The sequence below is a fragment of the Mesorhizobium sp. M00.F.Ca.ET.216.01.1.1 genome (genome assembly GCF_004010325.2).
In the GTDB taxonomy this organism is placed as follows: domain Bacteria; phylum Pseudomonadota; class Alphaproteobacteria; order Rhizobiales; family Rhizobiaceae; genus Mesorhizobium.
The window spans coordinates 1-16714 of record NZ_SADR02000055.1; the positions used below are offsets into that span (position 1 = coordinate 1).

At 61.3% G+C, this 16714-nt stretch carries 14 protein-coding genes and 3 pseudogenes; 13 read left to right on the forward strand and 4 right to left on the reverse strand.

Translation table 11 applies throughout. The annotated features are described in order from the left end of the window. Positions 1-282: 282 nt before the first annotated feature. Positions 283-957: a peroxiredoxin-like family protein gene (locus tag EN859_RS34465; RefSeq protein WP_127857081.1), complete on the forward strand. Its 675-nt coding sequence runs from the start codon at positions 283-285 to the stop codon at positions 955-957. 51 nt (positions 958-1008) lie between these two features. Here EN859_RS34465 and EN859_RS34470 read toward each other — a convergent pair whose 3' ends face one another. Continuing rightward, complete coding sequence (locus EN859_RS34470; RefSeq protein ID WP_127857082.1) at positions 1009-1377, reverse strand: DUF2934 domain-containing protein; 369 nt, start codon at positions 1375-1377, stop codon at positions 1009-1011. Between the two features lie 468 nt (positions 1378-1845). Beyond that, positions 1846-2172 carry an antibiotic biosynthesis monooxygenase family protein gene (locus tag EN859_RS34475; protein ID WP_127857083.1) on the reverse strand — a complete coding sequence of 109 codons (327 nt, stop codon included), beginning with the start codon at positions 2170-2172 and terminating at the stop codon, positions 1846-1848. 329 nt (positions 2173-2501) lie between these two features. Here EN859_RS34475 and EN859_RS34480 point away from each other — a divergent pair, with 329 nt between their 5' ends. The 6 genes and pseudogenes from EN859_RS34480 (at position 2502) to EN859_RS38450 (ending at position 7915) form a co-directional block, all read left to right on the forward strand. Beyond that, positions 2502-2702, forward strand: coding sequence for a hypothetical protein (locus tag EN859_RS34480; protein WP_127857084.1), 201 nt, complete (start codon positions 2502-2504; stop codon positions 2700-2702). Between the two features lie 224 nt (positions 2703-2926). Next, a pseudogene (locus EN859_RS34485) lies at positions 2927-3410 on the forward strand (beta-ketoacyl synthase N-terminal-like domain-containing protein); the annotation flags it as partial. Positions 3411-3504: 94 nt separating this feature from the next. Next, positions 3505-4161, forward strand: a complete 657-nt coding sequence (locus tag EN859_RS34490; protein ID WP_127857085.1) for an ABC transporter ATP-binding protein — start codon at positions 3505-3507, stop codon at positions 4159-4161. Continuing rightward, positions 4161-6569 carry an ABC transporter permease gene (locus tag EN859_RS34495; RefSeq protein WP_127857086.1) on the forward strand — a complete coding sequence of 803 codons (2409 nt, stop codon included), beginning with the start codon at positions 4161-4163 and terminating at the stop codon, positions 6567-6569. The genes EN859_RS34490 and EN859_RS34495 overlap by 1 nt, the downstream gene beginning before the upstream one ends. Further along, positions 6559-7614, forward strand: coding sequence for a lipocalin-like domain-containing protein (locus EN859_RS34500; protein ID WP_127857087.1), 1056 nt, complete (start codon positions 6559-6561; stop codon positions 7612-7614). The genes EN859_RS34495 and EN859_RS34500 overlap by 11 nt, the downstream gene beginning before the upstream one ends. Next, entirely contained in the window at positions 7607-7915 is a 309-nt protein-coding gene (locus EN859_RS38450; protein WP_189502452.1) for a hypothetical protein, read from the forward strand. The genes EN859_RS34500 and EN859_RS38450 overlap by 8 nt, the downstream gene beginning before the upstream one ends. A 330-nt stretch (positions 7916-8245) precedes the next feature. Here EN859_RS38450 and EN859_RS34510 read toward each other — a convergent pair whose 3' ends face one another. Further along, a complete protein-coding gene (locus tag EN859_RS34510; protein ID WP_210237743.1) occupies positions 8246-9940 on the reverse strand; it encodes a prolyl oligopeptidase family serine peptidase in 1695 nt (564 codons plus the stop codon). A 1374-nt stretch (positions 9941-11314) separates the two neighbouring features. On the opposite strand from EN859_RS34510, the gene EN859_RS34520 reads away from it, so the two are divergent. Continuing rightward, on the forward strand, positions 11315-11779 hold the full coding sequence (locus tag EN859_RS34520; protein WP_127857090.1) for a hypothetical protein: 465 nt from the start codon (positions 11315-11317) through the stop codon (positions 11777-11779). A 330-nt stretch (positions 11780-12109) separates the two neighbouring features. Beyond that, positions 12110-12676, forward strand: a pseudogene (locus EN859_RS34525) (transposase); the annotation flags it as partial. 478 nt (positions 12677-13154) lie between these two features. Here the strand turns inward: EN859_RS34525 and EN859_RS34530 are convergent. Further along, positions 13155-14561, reverse strand: coding sequence for an MFS transporter (locus EN859_RS34530; protein WP_127857091.1), 1407 nt, complete (start codon positions 14559-14561; stop codon positions 13155-13157). A gap of 203 nt (positions 14562-14764) precedes the next feature. Between EN859_RS34530 and EN859_RS34535 the strand changes: the two genes are divergently transcribed. The 4 genes and pseudogenes from EN859_RS34535 to EN859_RS39990 form a co-directional block, all read left to right on the forward strand. Continuing rightward, a complete protein-coding gene (locus EN859_RS34535; protein WP_127857092.1) occupies positions 14765-15667 on the forward strand; it encodes a sigma-70 family RNA polymerase sigma factor in 903 nt (300 codons plus the stop codon). Between the two features lie 388 nt (positions 15668-16055). Then, positions 16056-16319 carry a hypothetical protein gene (locus tag EN859_RS34540; protein WP_245525864.1) on the forward strand — a complete coding sequence of 88 codons (264 nt, stop codon included), beginning with the start codon at positions 16056-16058 and terminating at the stop codon, positions 16317-16319. Between the two features lie 44 nt (positions 16320-16363). Further along, positions 16364-16588, forward strand: a complete 225-nt coding sequence (locus EN859_RS34545; protein ID WP_127857093.1) for a hypothetical protein — start codon at positions 16364-16366, stop codon at positions 16586-16588. Further along, a pseudogene (locus tag EN859_RS39990) lies at positions 16533-16714 on the forward strand (helix-turn-helix domain-containing protein); the annotation flags it as partial. The gene EN859_RS34545 and the pseudogene EN859_RS39990, both read left to right, overlap by 56 nt.

Below are 16714 nucleotides of genomic sequence, written 5' to 3' on the forward strand. Positions count from 1 at the left end.
CAAAAGCAGCCGCAGCCGCGGCGTCTCCGATGGTTCCAACATGGCAGCGTCCTCCGAATCAACGCCGCCAACAGAATCAGAACTGCCGCAATCCCGAAACCGCCATTAACCCGAGTTCAATGCCGTGGGAAAGTGCCGACACTAAGGAAGCGCCCCAACGTCCGCCATCTCTGTGCTACAATGCAACTTCAACACGCACAGGAAGTATGTGCCGAACACGGGCTGGAGCCGGAAGTGCCGCCGCGCTTCCGTTACTGGATTGACCCGCGAGGAGGATCAAGCATGTCTGACCGCACCGACGTAGGCCCTCTGCAACTGGGCGAAACGGCGCCCAATTTCGTGCTCGACGCGATTACCCGCGAGGGCACAATCGCTATCGATGATTTCCGTGGCGAGAAACCAGTGCTGGTTGGGCTGTATCGAGGTCTCCATTGTCCTTTTTGCAGGCGTCATATCGCGACGATTTCGCTGCTCACCCAAGCCCTCAACGAGAAGGGCATCGAAAGCCTGACAGTGGTCAACACGCCCATCGAGCGGGCGCGCCTCTATCTGCGGTACCATCCGATGCTCGGCCTGCTCGCGGCATCCGATCCGGAGCGGACTTCACACCGCGCCTTTGGATTGCCGAATATGCAGATCACCGAAGACGAGAGCGCATGGCCGCAAAAGGTCTCGATGAGCGATGCGAAGTCGATGCGGGTCGACTTGCCGGGCGAGATGCCGGAGCCGATGGACCCGTTTGCGGCGCTCGAATATCTGAACAAGAAGGACAGCTACGATATCACGGAAGCGGATCAACAGATGATGGCCACCGGCATGGGGCAGCTCGTCGGCCAGTTCCTGCTCGACCGCGACGGTGTCGTTCGCTGGACCTCCACCGAGGTTCTCGATGGCGGCCTGTTCGGCGCTCCGAATACGCAGGAGCTAATGTCGGCAGCGTCGCACATTGGTCAGTAGCGGCGCAGTTGCGGACATCGGCTGCACGGATAGCAGGTGTTATGCAAACCGTTAGTTCGAGCCGGGGTCGACGCGCTTCGGCGCGAAGCGTTTCACCCACTCGTCGATGCTGATTTGGCTATCGGTGGTGGGTGTCCGGAAATCGCCGGTGATGCCTGTTCTCATTGCCAGCGCTTCCGCAGCTTCAACATCCGATTGACCCGCGGTGCGCTTGCCTTTCTTCCTTCGGATTTGGGGCGCAGGACCTCGGACTTCGGCACCAGATATTGCCGGTGGTCGAGCACCGAGCGAGCGGTCTTCGTTCTCGATTTCAAAGGTCGCCTGATTCCAGTGGCGCTCGTGCAGACCGTGCGCCTGGCCTTCTCGTTCCCAGATCTCATATGCGCGGCGCCGAATGCGTTCGTGTTTGTCGTCTGACATGGTCGTTCCTCCCGTTGGGTTTTCAACCAACGCGAAAGAGCGTCGGAATGATCCGACCCTACACGCCGATTTCGGACAAAAGACGCGGAGGAACCTACGCATCGGCCGGCCATGATCTGAGCCTGAGCAAAGGAGAGATCACAAGGGCCGACAGCAGCGTTGATCACTACGCGCTCGACCCGTTCAGCGGCCGCTAGTTAAGGCGGCTGTCGAGATCCTACCCCGTTGGGTCCGCAACCGGTTGGGGCACTCGGCGACCGATGGACGTTGAAGCCGTGGGAGCGTGCTTTTGTGAAGACAACGGCTGTAATCTGCGACAGCATCGTGCTCCCCTCATCACCAGCCGTCCAGTCGTGCCGCCGCCTCGGCCTGTCGGAGAACTATCTCTATCGCCGACGTTAATTCTGGCTTTCCAACGTTGATGGAGCCGCGCCACGATCCAGCGGTTCAGGTCACGGGTCGGCACGCCTACTGACCGCTATCTATCACCTCGGCTACCTCGTACAGATTGGGATCGATCTCGTCCGTCAACTGATCGAAGTGACCCCACTCTTTGCGGAATTCCGGCGCTTGATGAGCCGATCGCAAGAGATCGCGGCTTTGCCACTGGACGTAGTTGACGATGCGCCGCCCGTCGAGGCTGCGATGTAGGCTGATTGAGATGAACCCAGGCTGACGCGCCATAAAGCGCGCTCGCTCGGCCATGACGGTCAGTGCCTCGGGCTGCTTGTCTGGTTCAGAATCGACGATGGTGATTTGGGTGACTGGCTGGTTGTCGGCTCGGATCTGTGTCATGGAGACCTCGCTGGATTGATGGCGAAATTGCGGACTGTAGGTTTGGCCAAATCGATCTCAGTCGGTTGCAGCCCAACGCTGCCTGTCTCCAGTTGTTCCAAAACGCGCGGAGTTGCAATGCGCGAGGCGCGCGCTGCGTCCAATAGCGGTGAGTCTCGCAGATCCTGCGCTCGCGCGCTGGAGATGGCACTGGGCCTAGGCCCCGACTTCCAGCGAATATCTTGGCCTTGACCTCTCGCTCGGTCGCTGGGTCCATCTCCAGCCTGGGGTGGCGCTCTTTGGGTTGCAATTGCGGTGCCGTACGCCTTCCGGCGAATTGGATTTGGGCTGTGCGCATTCCCATTCAGCGACTTTCGAAGCGGGCCTTCGGCGGCGCGGACCTGAAGATCATCTACATCACGTCGATCAGCGACGGGCTGGTTGAGGATGCCCCGCGGGCCCAGCCATTTCCTAGGCACCTGCTGGCGATCAGTAATGATATTCAAGGATTGCTATTCCGTTCCGCATACAGTTTTCCTTCGTCAGAGTGATCCTTGAGCAGCGCGATCGCGAAATGTCTGGATCGGGGACGATGATCAGCCGAACGCTCCTGTACTCCCGTTGCTGGCGTCTAATCCAGGCTCAACCGGAACCCATAGGCAGCTTTGAACGTTCGGCGCGTTGTGGGAAAGTTGTGCTGTAGGGGCATGATCGTTCTTCTCCAAGAGAGAAATTTGGCTCAACGTCCCGGCCGATGAGTATGGGGAACGACGCGATGGCCCAGGCTCGAAGGTCCGCTGCGACGGCGAAGGCAAAGAGCCCGACACGCACAGCCAGGAAAACAACCACCGGCAGATCGAAAAACGCCCATCAGACCGCGGCGAGTTCCGGTCGTGCCGTCTATCTGATCGATGGCGCACGGACGCCTTTCCTCCGGGCTCGTAGCAAGCCTGGGCCTTTCACGCCGGTGGATCTGGCGGTCCAATGCGGGCGGCCGCTTCTCACGCGCCAGCCTTTCTCTCCGGACGAATTCGACACCGTTATTCTCGGTTGCGTCAATGTTAGCCGACGAGATGAGCCCTGCGCGGGTGGCGGCGCTCAGGCTCGGCATGGGCGCGGCAATGACGGCCCTCACGGTCCAGATAAACTGCGGCTCCGGCATGCAGTCGATCGATACCGCCTTCCGCACGATCGAAGTCGGCAAGACCGATCTCATTCTCGCAGGTGGAACGGAAGCGCTGTCTCACGCACCCTTGGTGCTTCGCCAGCAAGCGGTCGAATGGTTCGGCCGCTTCGCAAGGGCGAAGACCGTCTGGGAAAGAACCGCCACTTGAGACCGGAGATGGCAGTAACATGCTGCTGAGGCTGCACCAGATCGACAAATTCTACCCCACGGGCGAGGGGCCGTTGCATGTTCTGCGCGGGATCGATCTTTCGCTGGAGGCGGGCAAGAGTCTTGCGCTGACCGGCGAGTCTGGCAGCGGCAAGAGCACGCTTTTGCATCTCGTTGCAGGGCTCGACAGCCCTGATGCGGGAGAAATCCACCTTGGCGGTACCAATATTGTGGGGCTGAACGATACAGCCCTTGCCGCCCTGCGGCGGGGAACAGTCGGACTTGTGTTCCAGCAGTTCAACCTGATCCCTTCGCTTGATGTGGCGGCCAACCTTGCCTTTCAGGCTCGGCTTGCTGGCCGCCCTGATCCGGCATGGTTGAAAGTCCTTGCCAAACGGCTGGGCCTCGCCCAAGTCCTCACGCGCTACCCTGAACAGCTGTCGAGTGGGCAACAACAGCGGGTGGCGATTGGGCGGACCCTAGCCGCTCGGCCCCGGCTTGTTCTGGCTGATGAGCCCACGGGCAATCTGGATGAGGCAACAGGGGACGCTGTACTCGATCTTATGCTGTCGCTGGTGGCTGAAACGGGTGCCGCCCTGTTAATGGTCACCCATTCCAACCGTCTGGCAAACCGGCTGAACGCCCGCGTTCACCTGCACGCGGGCCGGCTGGTGTGATGGTGTGGATCGGGCTGACAGCGCTCTTGTCTTACTGGCGCAGGCGGCCTGTCCAACTGGCGATGCTGCTTTTGGGGCTATCGCTGGCAACGGCGCTGTGGTCAGCGGTTCAGGCGATCAACGGTGAGGCGCGGGCGAGCTATGACCGTGCAGCGGCGATCCTTGGGCAGGACCGGCTCGCGCAACTGGTGCGTGAGGACGGGGCCCGGATGGATCAACAGGAGTTTGTGAGACTGCGGCGAGCAGGCTGGCTGGCTTCGCCGGTGATTGAAGGTGAAATGCGGTTTGGGGATGTGCGGTTGCGCGTCCTTGGCATTGACCCACTGACTTTGCCGCCGCAGGCGCAGCAGGTGGATATTGCGGCGGGTGACGAGCTACTGCCGTTCATCACGGCGCCCGGTGTGCTCTATGCAGCCCCGGAAACCGCGGCACGACTAACAGAGCAAGCGACACCTCCCGTGCGCGTGGCCGAGGGTTTGCCGCCTGGCACAGTCGTCACCGACATCGGGCAGGCGCAGGTCCTGCTTGGGGCAAAGCACAAGATCTCTCGTCTTTTGCTCTGGCCGGACCAACCGATTGGCCGTGCCCCCCTAAAGGTGACAGCCCCCGGCCTGACCCTGCGCGAGCCGAGCGAAACGGGAGATCTTGCTAGGCTGACCGACAGTTTTCACCTGAACCTGACGGCTTTCGGTTTTCTCGCCTTTGCGGTGGGGCTCTTCATCGTGCATTCCGCCATCGGTCTGGCTTTTGAACAGCGCCGCCAGGTATTTCGCACGCTGCGCGCACTGGGCTTGCCGGCACGCGTGCTGGTCCTTTTGCTGATCGCCGAGCTGCTGACCTTCGCCCTCCTCGCGGGGCTGGTGGGCGTGGCACTTGGCTATGTAGTCGCCTCGGCCCTTTTGCCCGACGTCGCCGCCACCCTGCGCGGGCTTTACGGGGCCGATGTGCCGGGAACGCTGTCGATCCGCCCCGAAGTGTGGGCAGCGGGGCTGGCCATCGCGGTAATCGGCACGCTGGTGGCGGCCGCACAGAGCCTCTGGAGGCTATGGCACCTGCCGCTGCTTGCAGCGGCCCAGCCTCGGGCCTGGGCGCGGACTTCGGAGCGGGCACTGGGCGCGCAAGGCGTGGCGGCGATGGTGCTCCTGTTGACGGCGGCGGGAATTGCACACTTCGGATCCGGCCTCGAGGCGGGCTTTGCGCTTCTGGCGGCACTGCTGTTGGGGGCGGCACTGGCGCTGCCGCTCGTGCTGACGGGGATATTGCACCTTGGCGGCCGCTTGGCGCGTGGACCACTGGCCGAATGGTTTTGGGCCGACACGCGTCAACAGCTTCCCGGCCTGTCATTGGCGCTAATGGCACTGCTGCTTGCGCTGGCCGCCAATGTGGGCGTCAGCACGATGGTGTCGAGCTTTCGGCTGACCTTCACCGGCTGGCTCGATCAGCGTCTCGCCTCAGAGCTTTACGTGACCGCCCGTACCGAAGCAGAGGCCACGGCGATACGCGACTGGCTGGCCCAGCGCAGCGACGCGGTCCTGCCGATCTGGAGCATTGAGGGTCGGGTCGCAGGCCAGCCCGCGGCAATATACGGCGTGGCCGATCATGCCACCTATCGCGACAACTGGCCGATCCTCTCTGCAGTGCCGGAGGTGTGGGACCGGATCGCCACAGGCGACGGCGCCCTGATCAACGAACAACTGGCGCGGCGCCAGGAGTTGGGCTTGGGGGACCAGATCACGCTGCCCGGTGGCTGGCGGGCCAGCATCGTCGGCGTCTATGCCGACTATGGCAACCCGATCGGCCAAGTGATCATAGGGATCGACACACTGGTCCAGCACTATCCTGACGTCTCCCGCCTGCGCTATGCCATTCGGATTGCCCCCGGCAAGGCCGAATCACTGGCTGCGGGTTTGCGGGCGGAATTCGGGCTGCCCGCGCAGAACGTGATTGACCAGGCCGGGATTAAGGTCTTTTCACTCAAAGTATTTGAGCGCACATTCAACGTAACAGCCGCGCTGAATGTGCTGACGCTGGGAGTCGCGGGGCTGGCGATGTTTGCGAGCGTCATGACCCTGTCGGGGATGCGCCTGCCGCAACTGGCGCCGGTCTGGGCCATAGGTCTGACCCGCCGCCACCTCGCATGGTTGGAGCTTTCGCGCGGCTTGCTGTTGGCAGCCTTGACCATGCTGGCCGCTTTGCCCGTAGGTATTGCGCTCGCCTTTGTTCTACTGGCGGTTGTGAATGTGGAGGCTTTTGGCTGGCGTCTGCCGATGCACCTTTTTCCCGGCGACTTGGCGCGGCTGGCGGCGCTCGCGCTGCTGGCGGTCGGACTTGCAGCCGCCGTGCCTGCCTGGCGGCTAGCGCATCTTTCACCATCGGATTTGCTGAAGGTATTTGCACATGAGCGTTAGAGCATTGCTGATCTACATGTGCTTGGCCGCACCTGCCCTTGGCCAGGGTTTTGCTGGGCTTGGCACAGAGGCTGACGGGTTTTCAGTGCCGCAGCCGGGGACTGCATTCAACTTTCCGGCAGACCACGGCCCGCACCCCGGTTACCGGATCGAATGGTGGTATTTGACCGCCAACCTGCAAGCTGCGGATGGAGCGGACTATGGCGTGCAATGGACTCTTTTCCGATCCGCCCTGGCCCCGGTGGAGCGGTCAGGCTGGTCCAGTCCACAGCTTTGGATGGGCCATGCGGGGCTGACGACGCAAACGCACCAATTCGTGGCCGAACGGATGGCACGGGGCGGCATCGGCCAGGCGGGGGTTACGGCTGCGCCCTTTGCGGCCTGGATTGACAACTGGCAGATGGCAGGCCGGGCCCTGCCAGAGGCGGATGCGCTGTCGGCGCTCGATCTGCGTGCGGCGGGACAGGCGTTTTCCTACGAACTGGCGCTGGACGCCAAAGGCCCTCTGGTGCCGCAGGGAGTGCAAGGCTATTCGGTGAAATCCGAGAAGGGGCAGGCGAGCTATTATTACTCGCAACCATTCTATCACGTGACCGGCACGCTGACCCTTCCGCCAGGCGCGATTGCGGTGACCGGTGAGGCGTGGTTGGACCACGAATGGTCCTCGCAGCCGCTGGCTGAGGATCAAACCGGGTGGGACTGGTTCTCGCTGCATTTCGACAGCGGCGAAAAGATGATGGGCTTTCGCCTGCGCGCCGGAGGCGCGGGCTTTACATCGGCCACATGGATCAGGGCCGACGGCAGGCCGCAGCCGCAGGCCCCCGGCGCGCTAAGGGTGACGCCGCTCGAAACGGCGGCAGTCGCGGGACGTAGCGTGCCGATCCGCTGGAGGGTGCAATTGCCGGAAAAAGGGGTGGATGTGACCATCCGGACGCTAAACCCAGAAGCCTGGATGGACACACGCTTTCCCTATTGGGAAGGCCCGATCCGATTTGAGGGCACCCATGCCGGGCGCGGCTATCTCGAGATGACAGGCTATGAGTGACTGGAGGACGCTGCTCGATCGCGAGATCGCGACGGTTGGCGAATTGCCGAAAATGGAAAAAGTTAGTTTCCACCGCCCTTCCCTCTACCAAATTTCTCCAAACAGAATCAATTGCTTAGCTGTGATCAAACGCCACAGCCGATCAGCGATGGCCGATCTGTTTGGCCTGAGGCTTGGTCAGGCTATGGTCGGCTGCGATCTTTGCGGCGATTTCGTTCGTTGTCGTCACGTTTCTGAGCATCAATGCAGCGCGACGCAGAATGATCTGCAGATCCGGACCCGCACCTTGTCCTTGAGCTGAGAGAACCGCGCCCCCAGTCCAGCGACATCGCCGCTACGAACCGTATGGTCAGCTGGCTGCCGCCAATGGCCGAGATGTGTGGAACGTTGCCGTTTGGATCGGTCGGCGGGAACGAGCACGGAGTGCCATCTCCGGATCTACACGGTGGTGGCCGACAAGGTCGTATGTCGAACCCGTTCCGGACCTTCCCCCGAAGAAGTTGAAGGAGAAGCACCCTGACCCCACTCGGACGCCATTCCAGACGGCGAGTGCTGAACGGTGCCGCGATCTCCATGATCCAGGAACTTCTGCGTGGCTGCTCCCCAAAATCCTGCCCCGGAGGCAGAGAGGCTAGAAAGTCAGGCCAGTTCCAAAGACCTCGATCGCATAGAAATACAATTCGGCATCGAGAGCCCGCTTGATATTGGCAGCCTGGCGAAATCCATGCTGTTCGCCAGAGAACAGAAAATAGCCGACCGGCTTGCCGCTGTGACGGAGCGCCGCAACCATTGCTTCGGTCTGGTTTTGCGGCACCACGGCGTCTTCGTCGCCTTGAAAGAAGATCACGGGCTTGGACAACCGCTCGGCATGGAACAACGGCGAGCGCGCGCGGTAAAGATCCTCCTCTTCGGGATATGGTCCAATAAGCCAGTCGAGATAGCGTGACTCGAACTTGTGCGTGTCCCGCACCAGTGCGGCAACGTCGCTCACGCCGTAATGGCTCGCTCCGCCTTGGAAGAAATCGCGGAACACGAGGGCGGCAAGCGTCGTGTATCCGCCGGCGCTGCCGCCGCTGATAACGATGCGCTTAGCATCAGCCAGCCCCTGCTCGATCACGAACTTGCCCCCGTTGATGCAGTCATCGACGTCGACAACACCCCAGTTGCGATCAAGGCGTTCACGATAGGCGCGACCGAACCCGGTGCTTCCGCCATAGTTCACGTCGAGCACCGCAATGCCGCGGCTCGTCCAATACTGGATGCCCAGGCTGAGAGCGCTCGACGCGGCCGAGGTCGGGCCACCATGACATTTGACCAGGAGGGGCGGCTTTTCGTCCGCAGAACCTGCATAGTCAGGATTGTGAGGCGGATAGAACAGACCGAACGCAGTGTTCCCGCCGGTGGCGGGAAATTCCACGGCTTCGACCGTGGTGAGATAGTCGGCAATGCGCAGGCCGGTGCGATCGAGAATGTCGGTCGTTTTCTTGAGGGTCCGGTGTTGACCGGATTTCAGGTCGAACTCAATGACGCTGAGAGGAAGAGATGGCGCCCCAGCAACAAACACGACCTGGTCGACGCTGGCCCGAACCGAGGCGAATTGAGTGAACGGTGTTTCGAGCGTCCGCAGCGTCTCGGTTGCAAGATCAATCACCGCCAGTTTCCCGAGCCCTGCCTGGGAATAAGTGCACACGATGCGGTCGGCCTCGGCGAAGGCATAGGTGGACATGCCGAAAGTCCATTGCGGCTGTCCGAACTCCGCCGCCATCGGCACAATCGGGCGCAGCGCTCGCGTCGCAAGCTCGAAGCGGTGCAGGTTCCACCAGCCCGACCGGTCGGACACGAAAAGGACGTAGGTGCCATCGGGCGACCACTCGGGTTGAAAGATCGATTCCGCTGGGCCGCCCGCAATGGCTGACAAGTCGCCGACAACGGCACCGGCGTCGTCCAGTTCGGCGAGATAGAGGGTAGTTCCGTTCCACGGCATGTTGGGGTGGTCCCAGGCGAGCCAGGTGAGTTGTCGTCCATCGGGCGACAAACGTGGTGACGAAAAGAAATCGTGCCCGCCGACGAGCATGGGCCCGGGCTCCGCGCCCGGATGCGCCAGATCCACTGCAACAATCGCGTTGACTGGCTCCCCTTCGACGGTGTGGTCCTCGTGCACGCCGATCCATCGGTTGCGGCGTCGATCGATGATGCCGTCGGCAAACCGCCAGTCGCCAGGCCGAGATGGCATGGCGGTCAGCGGCTGCGGCTCAGCGGTGGCTTCTGTCTGCCGGTAGAGCCGGCCATCCGCGAAATTGGAGAAGTAGAGAATTCCCTCTGCCACGGTCCAAGCGCCACCGCCATATTCGTGCACCCGTGTGCGCACATTGTAAGGCGCGGGGTTGATGTCGGCATCTTCCCCGCCCGCTATACCCGGCCGCACGACGACCGAGCGACCTTGCTCCTGTGGCCGTCCTTCCACCCAATAGATAATCCCACCATCGAGACGAACCTCAGATAGCGCGATTGATTGCGCGACGATGAGATCGGACGTGATCGGCGATCTCCAGGAGCCATATGGCGACGGCTTCGCCGTGGTCGTAGGCATTGCTCATCACCTTTTCGAGTGCCTCCGATCGATCGTTATAGCGGTGTCCGAGTTCGATGTCAGGGCGATTAGATATGGAGAAACGCCCGTTGCGGCTCTTCCGGCGCCGCTGGGACGAAAGCTTCTGCGAGTGCCATCTCGCTGCTTCAAACTACCTCCATAAGCAGCTACGTTGCTCGTGGCACAAGAGACGGAATTGACAAGCAGGAATGGGCTTCAGGGAACGAATTAGACATGAGGCCGTGCGGCGCGGCATCCCTTATCTGGTGCACTTCACCCAAGCTTGGAACCTGCCAAGCATTGTCACACACGGCCTTCTTTCACGCACGGAGCTGGCGGAACGCAACCTCAACGTTTTCCTGAGCGATCGTTCACGGCTCGACGAGAAGGACGAAGCCATCTCGGTATCAATCTCCGGGTCAACTGCGAGATGTTCAAGGCGAAGCATAGGAACTGTGGGCCCACCTCTTGGGTAATCCTCCTCCTCGATCCGAGCATCCTCTGGAGGCACAACTGCCGTTTTGCCTGCCGCAACGCAGCGCGGCAGGAAATGAAGAAGCACGGAGGCTTCTTGGGAGCCACTTATGGCTTCAGGCAGATGTTTTCGGATGACATGCGTCACCCGCTGTTCCAGGCAGTCTCCTACCGGGCGGAGAACCGGCATTCCAGACTTCCTGACGACCGTCCTGATGCGGAAGTGCAGGTGTTTCTGCGCAGCGGCAGGAAGTTGCAAGACATGTGTTTCTATCAAATGTCGTTACTGCCGACCTTGTGTTGCTGCCGGTTGTCGAATGTTTCAGACCGTTGCGCTTCAGCACTCATGCGAATTCCAGAAATTGCGACACTAGAATCGCGAATGTCCGCTCCTGGCGCAACTTGCCGTTCTGGCAGACGAGCTGAACGGCAACTTCCCACCCCGCTCCGGACCTCTATGGTCGTTCAGTGGAAAGGCAGCATCGGTCACATGTTCGCGCTCGCTGAGGTCCGGATCGCGCCATCTCCGGGGATTGAACCGGCGTACATGCGTTCTCTCTAAAGTATGAACGACTTCATTTACTGAGATCGGAGAACCCAAGTAAAGACTAGCCGTCGCATTCTGGAGGCTGCGAGATGCCGGCCGAAGTTGATGCAATCGCTCAGGCTGTCGCCAGTGCCAAATGGCCCGACGGCTACACCCTCTGGCGCACCCTGAAGAACCTCGACGATGAGCTATTTCTGATAGAGCGAGCCCGGGCGCCCGTTCCGATGCGTCTGCTCCGAATGCGGGCGATCATCAACAAGACGAGGGCATTCAGGCGGGGCGATCAGTCGAGGGCCGAGACTCTAGCGTCGTCGCAATTGAGCAGAAACGAGCCGCTGGTAACTCCTGCCTTCGATGCGGTTGATTTCGTGGATCGATACCGTGCGCTGGGCGGTATGCGCGAGGCATCAGACTGGTGTGACAGCATCGAGATAAACCAATGGAATGAGGAGACGCCGGAAGCTGCGGCGTTCTGGAACCAACGGTTTCCACGGTTGTCGCACGTGCAGCGGGAAGCAGTGGCCGCCAGCCTCATGTTGCGAGGCCGCTACTGACCTGTGAGCTTGCGGAAGTTCTGGATGTGCGTTCAGAGTCCCATCGGTCTCTCGTGCGATCTCGTTTTTCGACGACCGTCCATTCACGGCGCATCGTCTCTGAGGATAGACGGAATTCCATGAACCAACCGTCGTCCCAGAGATCGGCGAGGTGTCGCAGGGTGCATCGGGTCGCAGGGCGCCGAATTCGCTCGGCCCGCTGCCAGGGTTGACCGTAAGAGAACGCCGTAGTGTGCAGCGGTCCTGTGCAACAGTCGGGTGCTCGAGCTCTCCAATGAGCTCGCCTGCGAACGCGTCACTCATGGTGCCCAGAACCTCACCCGGCATGTGCCCGCCCACCACATCGTCCTGGAAGACTGTATGTCAACGATCGAAGCCGCGACGGCCCGTCGTGATCGGCTGACGGCACAGATCGAGACCATGCTCGTGGACTGGGTGTTGGCGCTGGTGGTCCACGCCCTGCAAGCGCTTCGCGGAATGGCCCTTGTGACGGCCGCGACCGTGATCGGGGAACTAGGCGACATCACGCGCTTTGAGAAGCCCCGGCAGCTCATGGCCTATCTCGGTCTGGTCCCCTCGGAACATTCCAGCGGCGGAACCAGGCGTCAGGGCGGCGTAACGAAAGCAGGCAATGGAACCGCCCGGCGAATGCTGGTCGAGGCTGCCTGGAGCTATCGGTTCCCTGCAAGGATCAGCCGTGAACAATTGCTCCGACAGGAGGGGTTGCCCAAGCCGATCCGCGATACGGCATGGAAGGCTCAGATGCGACTGTGCGGCCGTTACCGCAAGCTCACCAGAGCCGGCAAGCCGGCCACCATCGTGACTACGGCGATCGCTCGCGAACTGGCCGGCTTCGTCTGGGCCATCGCGACGCAAGTGCCGCGGCCGACGAACTGACCGCCGGGCAATGAACCAAAGGCATCGACGGAGGAGCAAACAGTTTTGAGCCTTCTGCGCCTGGGTAAGGCTGGAGGCACGGTCACGGCAGGAGAACCCTCGTCACCACTATCAGCCGGATCATCCGACGCTGGATCCTAGTCTAAAAAATCGCACAAGATTGAAGTGCGGAATTCAAGGGCTAGCTCTGCCGGGGTCGCCTCATCACAACGTCTGACCCGTTCACTACTCTTTCCTTCGCGGCCGCCCAACTGCTTGCCGTGACCCAATACCGCCCTTCCGGTATCGATTTCTCTCCCGAAACCGGACCTTCGCCAGACCTAGACTGTGGGAAAAGGATGAATCTAGAAATCGACACAGTCAGGTTCAGGATGGCCGCTCGACACCAGGCGACCGCCCTTTGCTGTTCCTGCGCCGGCTGCAACTGTTATCGCGACAGCAGTGGGAGCAAGCGCGAGCTTCCAGTCCCAGAGTGACGTTACGCTTCCTTGCTCGCGTTCGCGAGCGTCACTGCGCGCCGCTCCGGGAGCCCCATTCCGACGAGTGCGCCGGCGAGCGAGAGCAGAGCGGAGGCGCCGATTGCTGACGTGAAGCCATCGCTAAAGGCATCGGTGGACGCGAAGCTTCCAGTCCCGGCGAACACCGCGCCGGCGATAGCAATCCCTGACACGCCGCCGAGGAAGCGGAATGTGTTGAACGTGCCGGCAGCTTTGCCGACTTCCGGCCGCGCAACCGCATTCAGGACCGCATTCTGCGCGGCAGGCAGAGCCATCGATACGCCGGCGCCGGCAATGACCAATGGCGCAACTAACTGGATGTAGGGCAAATCAGGTGCTGCGATCAGCCCCAGCCAGGCCATTCCAACCGCCTGCAGGATCAATCCGACCACGACAAGCCATCGCTCGCCAACGCGGTTGATGAGGCTACCGGAGATCGGTGCGACGATGAAAAGCGTGGCGGTCCAGGGCAGCAACCCCATACCGGCCCCGAGCGGGCCACGGCTCTGGGCAAACTGCAGAAACTGCGGCAACAAGAACACGACACCATACATGGCGGCGCAAAGCAGGAAGTTTGCGCCGACGCCCGAGGAGAATGCACGCGCCCGAAAGAACCGCAAAGGCAGCATGGGCTCACGGGTACGCAGCTGCCAAAGGACGAATGCGATGGCGAGAAGCAGCCCGGCAGTCGACGCCATTAGCACTTCAGAGCTGCCCCACCCCGCGATGTTGCCGCGCATGAGAGCCCAGACCACTCCAAATGCCGCCCCCGTTACCAGCACGACGCCAAGGACATCGATTGTTGTGCCCGGCCCATTACTCTCCGGAATCCGACGCAGCACCAGCGGGATAAGAACGATGCCGACCGGGACATTGAGCCAGAAGATCCAGTGCCAGGAGAGGCCCTCGGAGATCGCACCGCCCGCCATCGGACCAATGATGAGGGCCAGGCCCGTGATGCTGCTGAAGATCCCCAGCGCCCTGCCTCGTTCCTCCGGCGGGAAAGCGACACTCAGCAGCGCCATTGCCAGCGGCATGACCATTGCGGCACCCGCGCCCTGAACAGCACGGGCAGCAATCAGCATTCCGGCATTTCCGGCGAGCGCGCAGGCGACCGACGCTGCGACGAACAGCGCCAATCCGGCGATGAGCGTGCGGCGGCGGCCGAACCGGTCACCGAGCGCAGCTCCGGTCATGAGCAGGACAGCAAAACTCAAATTGTAGGCGTTCATCGTCCATTGCAGCGTCTCCAGCGAAGCATCGAACTCGATCCGCATCGTACTCAATGCGGTCGCGACGACCATCGCGTCGAGCACGACCATCAAAGAGCCTATCGACGTGAGGGCGAGAACCCAGACCTTCGTTGATCCCAGACTTTGCTTGCTCATGACTATAGCCTCCGGCTTAAACAGAGGGCCCGCCAGGTTCGCGGGCCCACGATCCAGAGACGTGCGGGGACCACCAAAGGATTCCAGGCAAAGAAAGTTTTTTTGACCGAATCCTTTTGCCATCGTCGAGCGTCTATAAGACGCTGCGCCCGATGCCGGGCGCGTCTGCCCCAGGGGATACGCATGAAATCGATCCTTGTGCGATGACCGGATTCGCAACCGGCCCGCCGGAAGGACGGGAGCCATTTGACCGGCTGCTCGGCGAAATGCGGCCGAAACTGCACCGCTATTGTGCCCGCATGACCGGTTCGGTGATCGATGCCGAGGATGTCGTCCAGGAAGCTACGGTCAAGGCGCTCGAGGCGTTCCCCGGGACCAGGCCGATAGCCAATGTCGAAGGCTGGCTGTTCCGCATCGCGCACAATGCAGCGCTCGACCACCTACGCCGTCGCGCCAGGTTGGATGCCTCGCATGTCGTTGAGGATATCGACATGATACCTGACCCCGGTATGTCGGCCGAGGACCGTCACACCACAGCCGCAAGCCTGAAAACCTTCATGCGCCTGCCCGCGGCGCAACGTAGCAGTGTCATCCTTATGGATGTGCTCGGCTATACGATCGAAGAAATCGGCAACATTATCGACAGCAGCGTTCCGGCCGTGAAAGCCGCGCTCCATCGCGGCCGTCTGCGCCTGCGCGAAGTTGCCGGCGAGCCTGACGATCGGCCTGTGCCGGTGTTGGCCGAGCCCGAGCGGGCGCGTCTGGCTGTCTACGTTGAACGGTTCAACGCTCGCGACTTCGATACGATCCGCGACATGCTGGCCGACGACGTGCGGCTTGACCTCGTCAACCGGCTCCGGGCGAGTGGCCGCACAGGAGTGGGCCGGTACTTCCACAATTACGCGGGTATCCACGATTGGCGGCTGCTTCCAGGCTTGGTGGATCGGCACCCAGCCATTCTTGTTATCGATCCGGATGACTCGGCCGGAGGGCCAAAATACTTTATCCTGCTGGAATGGGCAGCCGACAGATTGGTGAGAATTCGCGATTTTCGCTATGCGCGCTACACGCTTGAGGGCGCCGAAATCGTCACTCTGCGAGGATAGCAATTCGCATTTCAGAATACCGAACCGAGCACTGGTCAGACCGCTTCCCGGGAAGGCGCCAGCTATTTTGGATCGTGCTACCTTGAAGCGGCATGGACATGCGCCCTCAGGTCTTGCCGGTGCCCGCCGAAGCCTCAACCAGAAGGGTGGAGCCCAGCTCTGTGAGCGCTCGCTCGCGTCGCTGGTCGTCGGTCCGCGGAGCATTTCGCCCGCCGGTAGGCTTTGAGGTCCCGGCCCGCCGCTTCGCGAATGGCGTTGCTCTTGCATTCGAAGAAGCCGACCGCCGTGGGTTGGGCGATCCTGCCGAAGCGATCGTTAGACATGGCCCCTGTGCCCGGATAGATGACACCGGCCTCTAGGACGCTGCGACTAAGCTTGACCCACGCAGATGGATGAAACCACCAGGATTCTTGAGAGGAGAATCTTTGCCTGGCGGACGATGACGATGTTTAATCGACAGGACTACGTTTACCAGTACAGCGACCCGAAAAGTGACGAGGGGTTTGGCAAGGTATTTGCAATCGTCATCTGTTTCGTTTTCTTTCTGGGTGCACTGCAGGTTGCTTATGAAACGGTGTCTGGCTGGTACCAAAACTTCATGCAGTGGGGCAACGAAATGCTGGTTTTTTTTGCCGGGTTTTGGCCGTTCTGATAGTTGCGGGCCCTGGCGCTCAAGTCTTATGCAAGGATAAGAAAATGGCAGACGAACCGAACCGGAATCCGACTGCTGACGAAATAGCCGGTATGCAATGGTGGAATTCGCTTACCGAGGCTGAGCGCGCGAACTGGCTGGCCCGGGCGGATTCGGCAGTGCCCGCCGAGGCTTGGGCAGCATATAAACGTCAAGGGCCGCTCGATCTACAACTCACGCAATCTGATCCGGATATGGGTCGAGAAGTTTCAGGCGGGCGCTCTCGATGAGGATGCCGCAGCGGCCGATCTTCTGCAGGCTTATGAGGCGCGCATTGCCGCGCTCGAACGGCTAGTCGGCAAGCAGGCTCTGGAACTGGAGTTTCTAAAGGGGGCTCTGCATGCAGGACCGCGGCA

What these genes read in the sequence shown, in the direction of transcription:
- EN859_RS34535 (WP_127857092.1), top strand. Translation starts at nt 14,765, where the DNA reads ATGACCGGATTCGCAACCGGCCCGCCGGAAGGACGGGAGCCATTTGAC.
- EN859_RS34520 (WP_127857090.1), top strand. Translation starts at nt 11,315, where the DNA reads ATGCCGGCCGAAGTTGATGCAATCGCTCAGGCTGTCGCCAGTGCCAAA.
- EN859_RS34490 (WP_127857085.1), top strand. Translation starts at nt 3,505, where the DNA reads ATGCTGCTGAGGCTGCACCAGATCGACAAATTCTACCCCACGGGCGAG.
- EN859_RS34530 (WP_127857091.1), bottom strand. Translation starts at nt 14,561, where the DNA reads ATGAGCAAGCAAAGTCTGGGATCAACGAAGGTCTGGGTTCTCGCCCTC.
- EN859_RS34465 (WP_127857081.1), top strand. Translation starts at nt 283, where the DNA reads ATGTCTGACCGCACCGACGTAGGCCCTCTGCAACTGGGCGAAACGGCG.
- EN859_RS34470 (WP_127857082.1), bottom strand. Translation starts at nt 1,377, where the DNA reads ATGTCAGACGACAAACACGAACGCATTCGGCGCCGCGCATATGAGATC.
- EN859_RS34475 (WP_127857083.1), bottom strand. Translation starts at nt 2,172, where the DNA reads ATGACACAGATCCGAGCCGACAACCAGCCAGTCACCCAAATCACCATC.
- EN859_RS34500 (WP_127857087.1), top strand. Translation starts at nt 6,559, where the DNA reads ATGAGCGTTAGAGCATTGCTGATCTACATGTGCTTGGCCGCACCTGCC.
- EN859_RS38450 (WP_189502452.1), top strand. Translation starts at nt 7,607, where the DNA reads ATGAGTGACTGGAGGACGCTGCTCGATCGCGAGATCGCGACGGTTGGC.
- EN859_RS34495 (WP_127857086.1), top strand. Translation starts at nt 4,161, where the DNA reads ATGGTGTGGATCGGGCTGACAGCGCTCTTGTCTTACTGGCGCAGGCGG.
- EN859_RS34540 (WP_245525864.1), top strand. Translation starts at nt 16,056, where the DNA reads ATGGATGAAACCACCAGGATTCTTGAGAGGAGAATCTTTGCCTGGCGG.
- EN859_RS34545 (WP_127857093.1), top strand. Translation starts at nt 16,364, where the DNA reads ATGGCAGACGAACCGAACCGGAATCCGACTGCTGACGAAATAGCCGGT.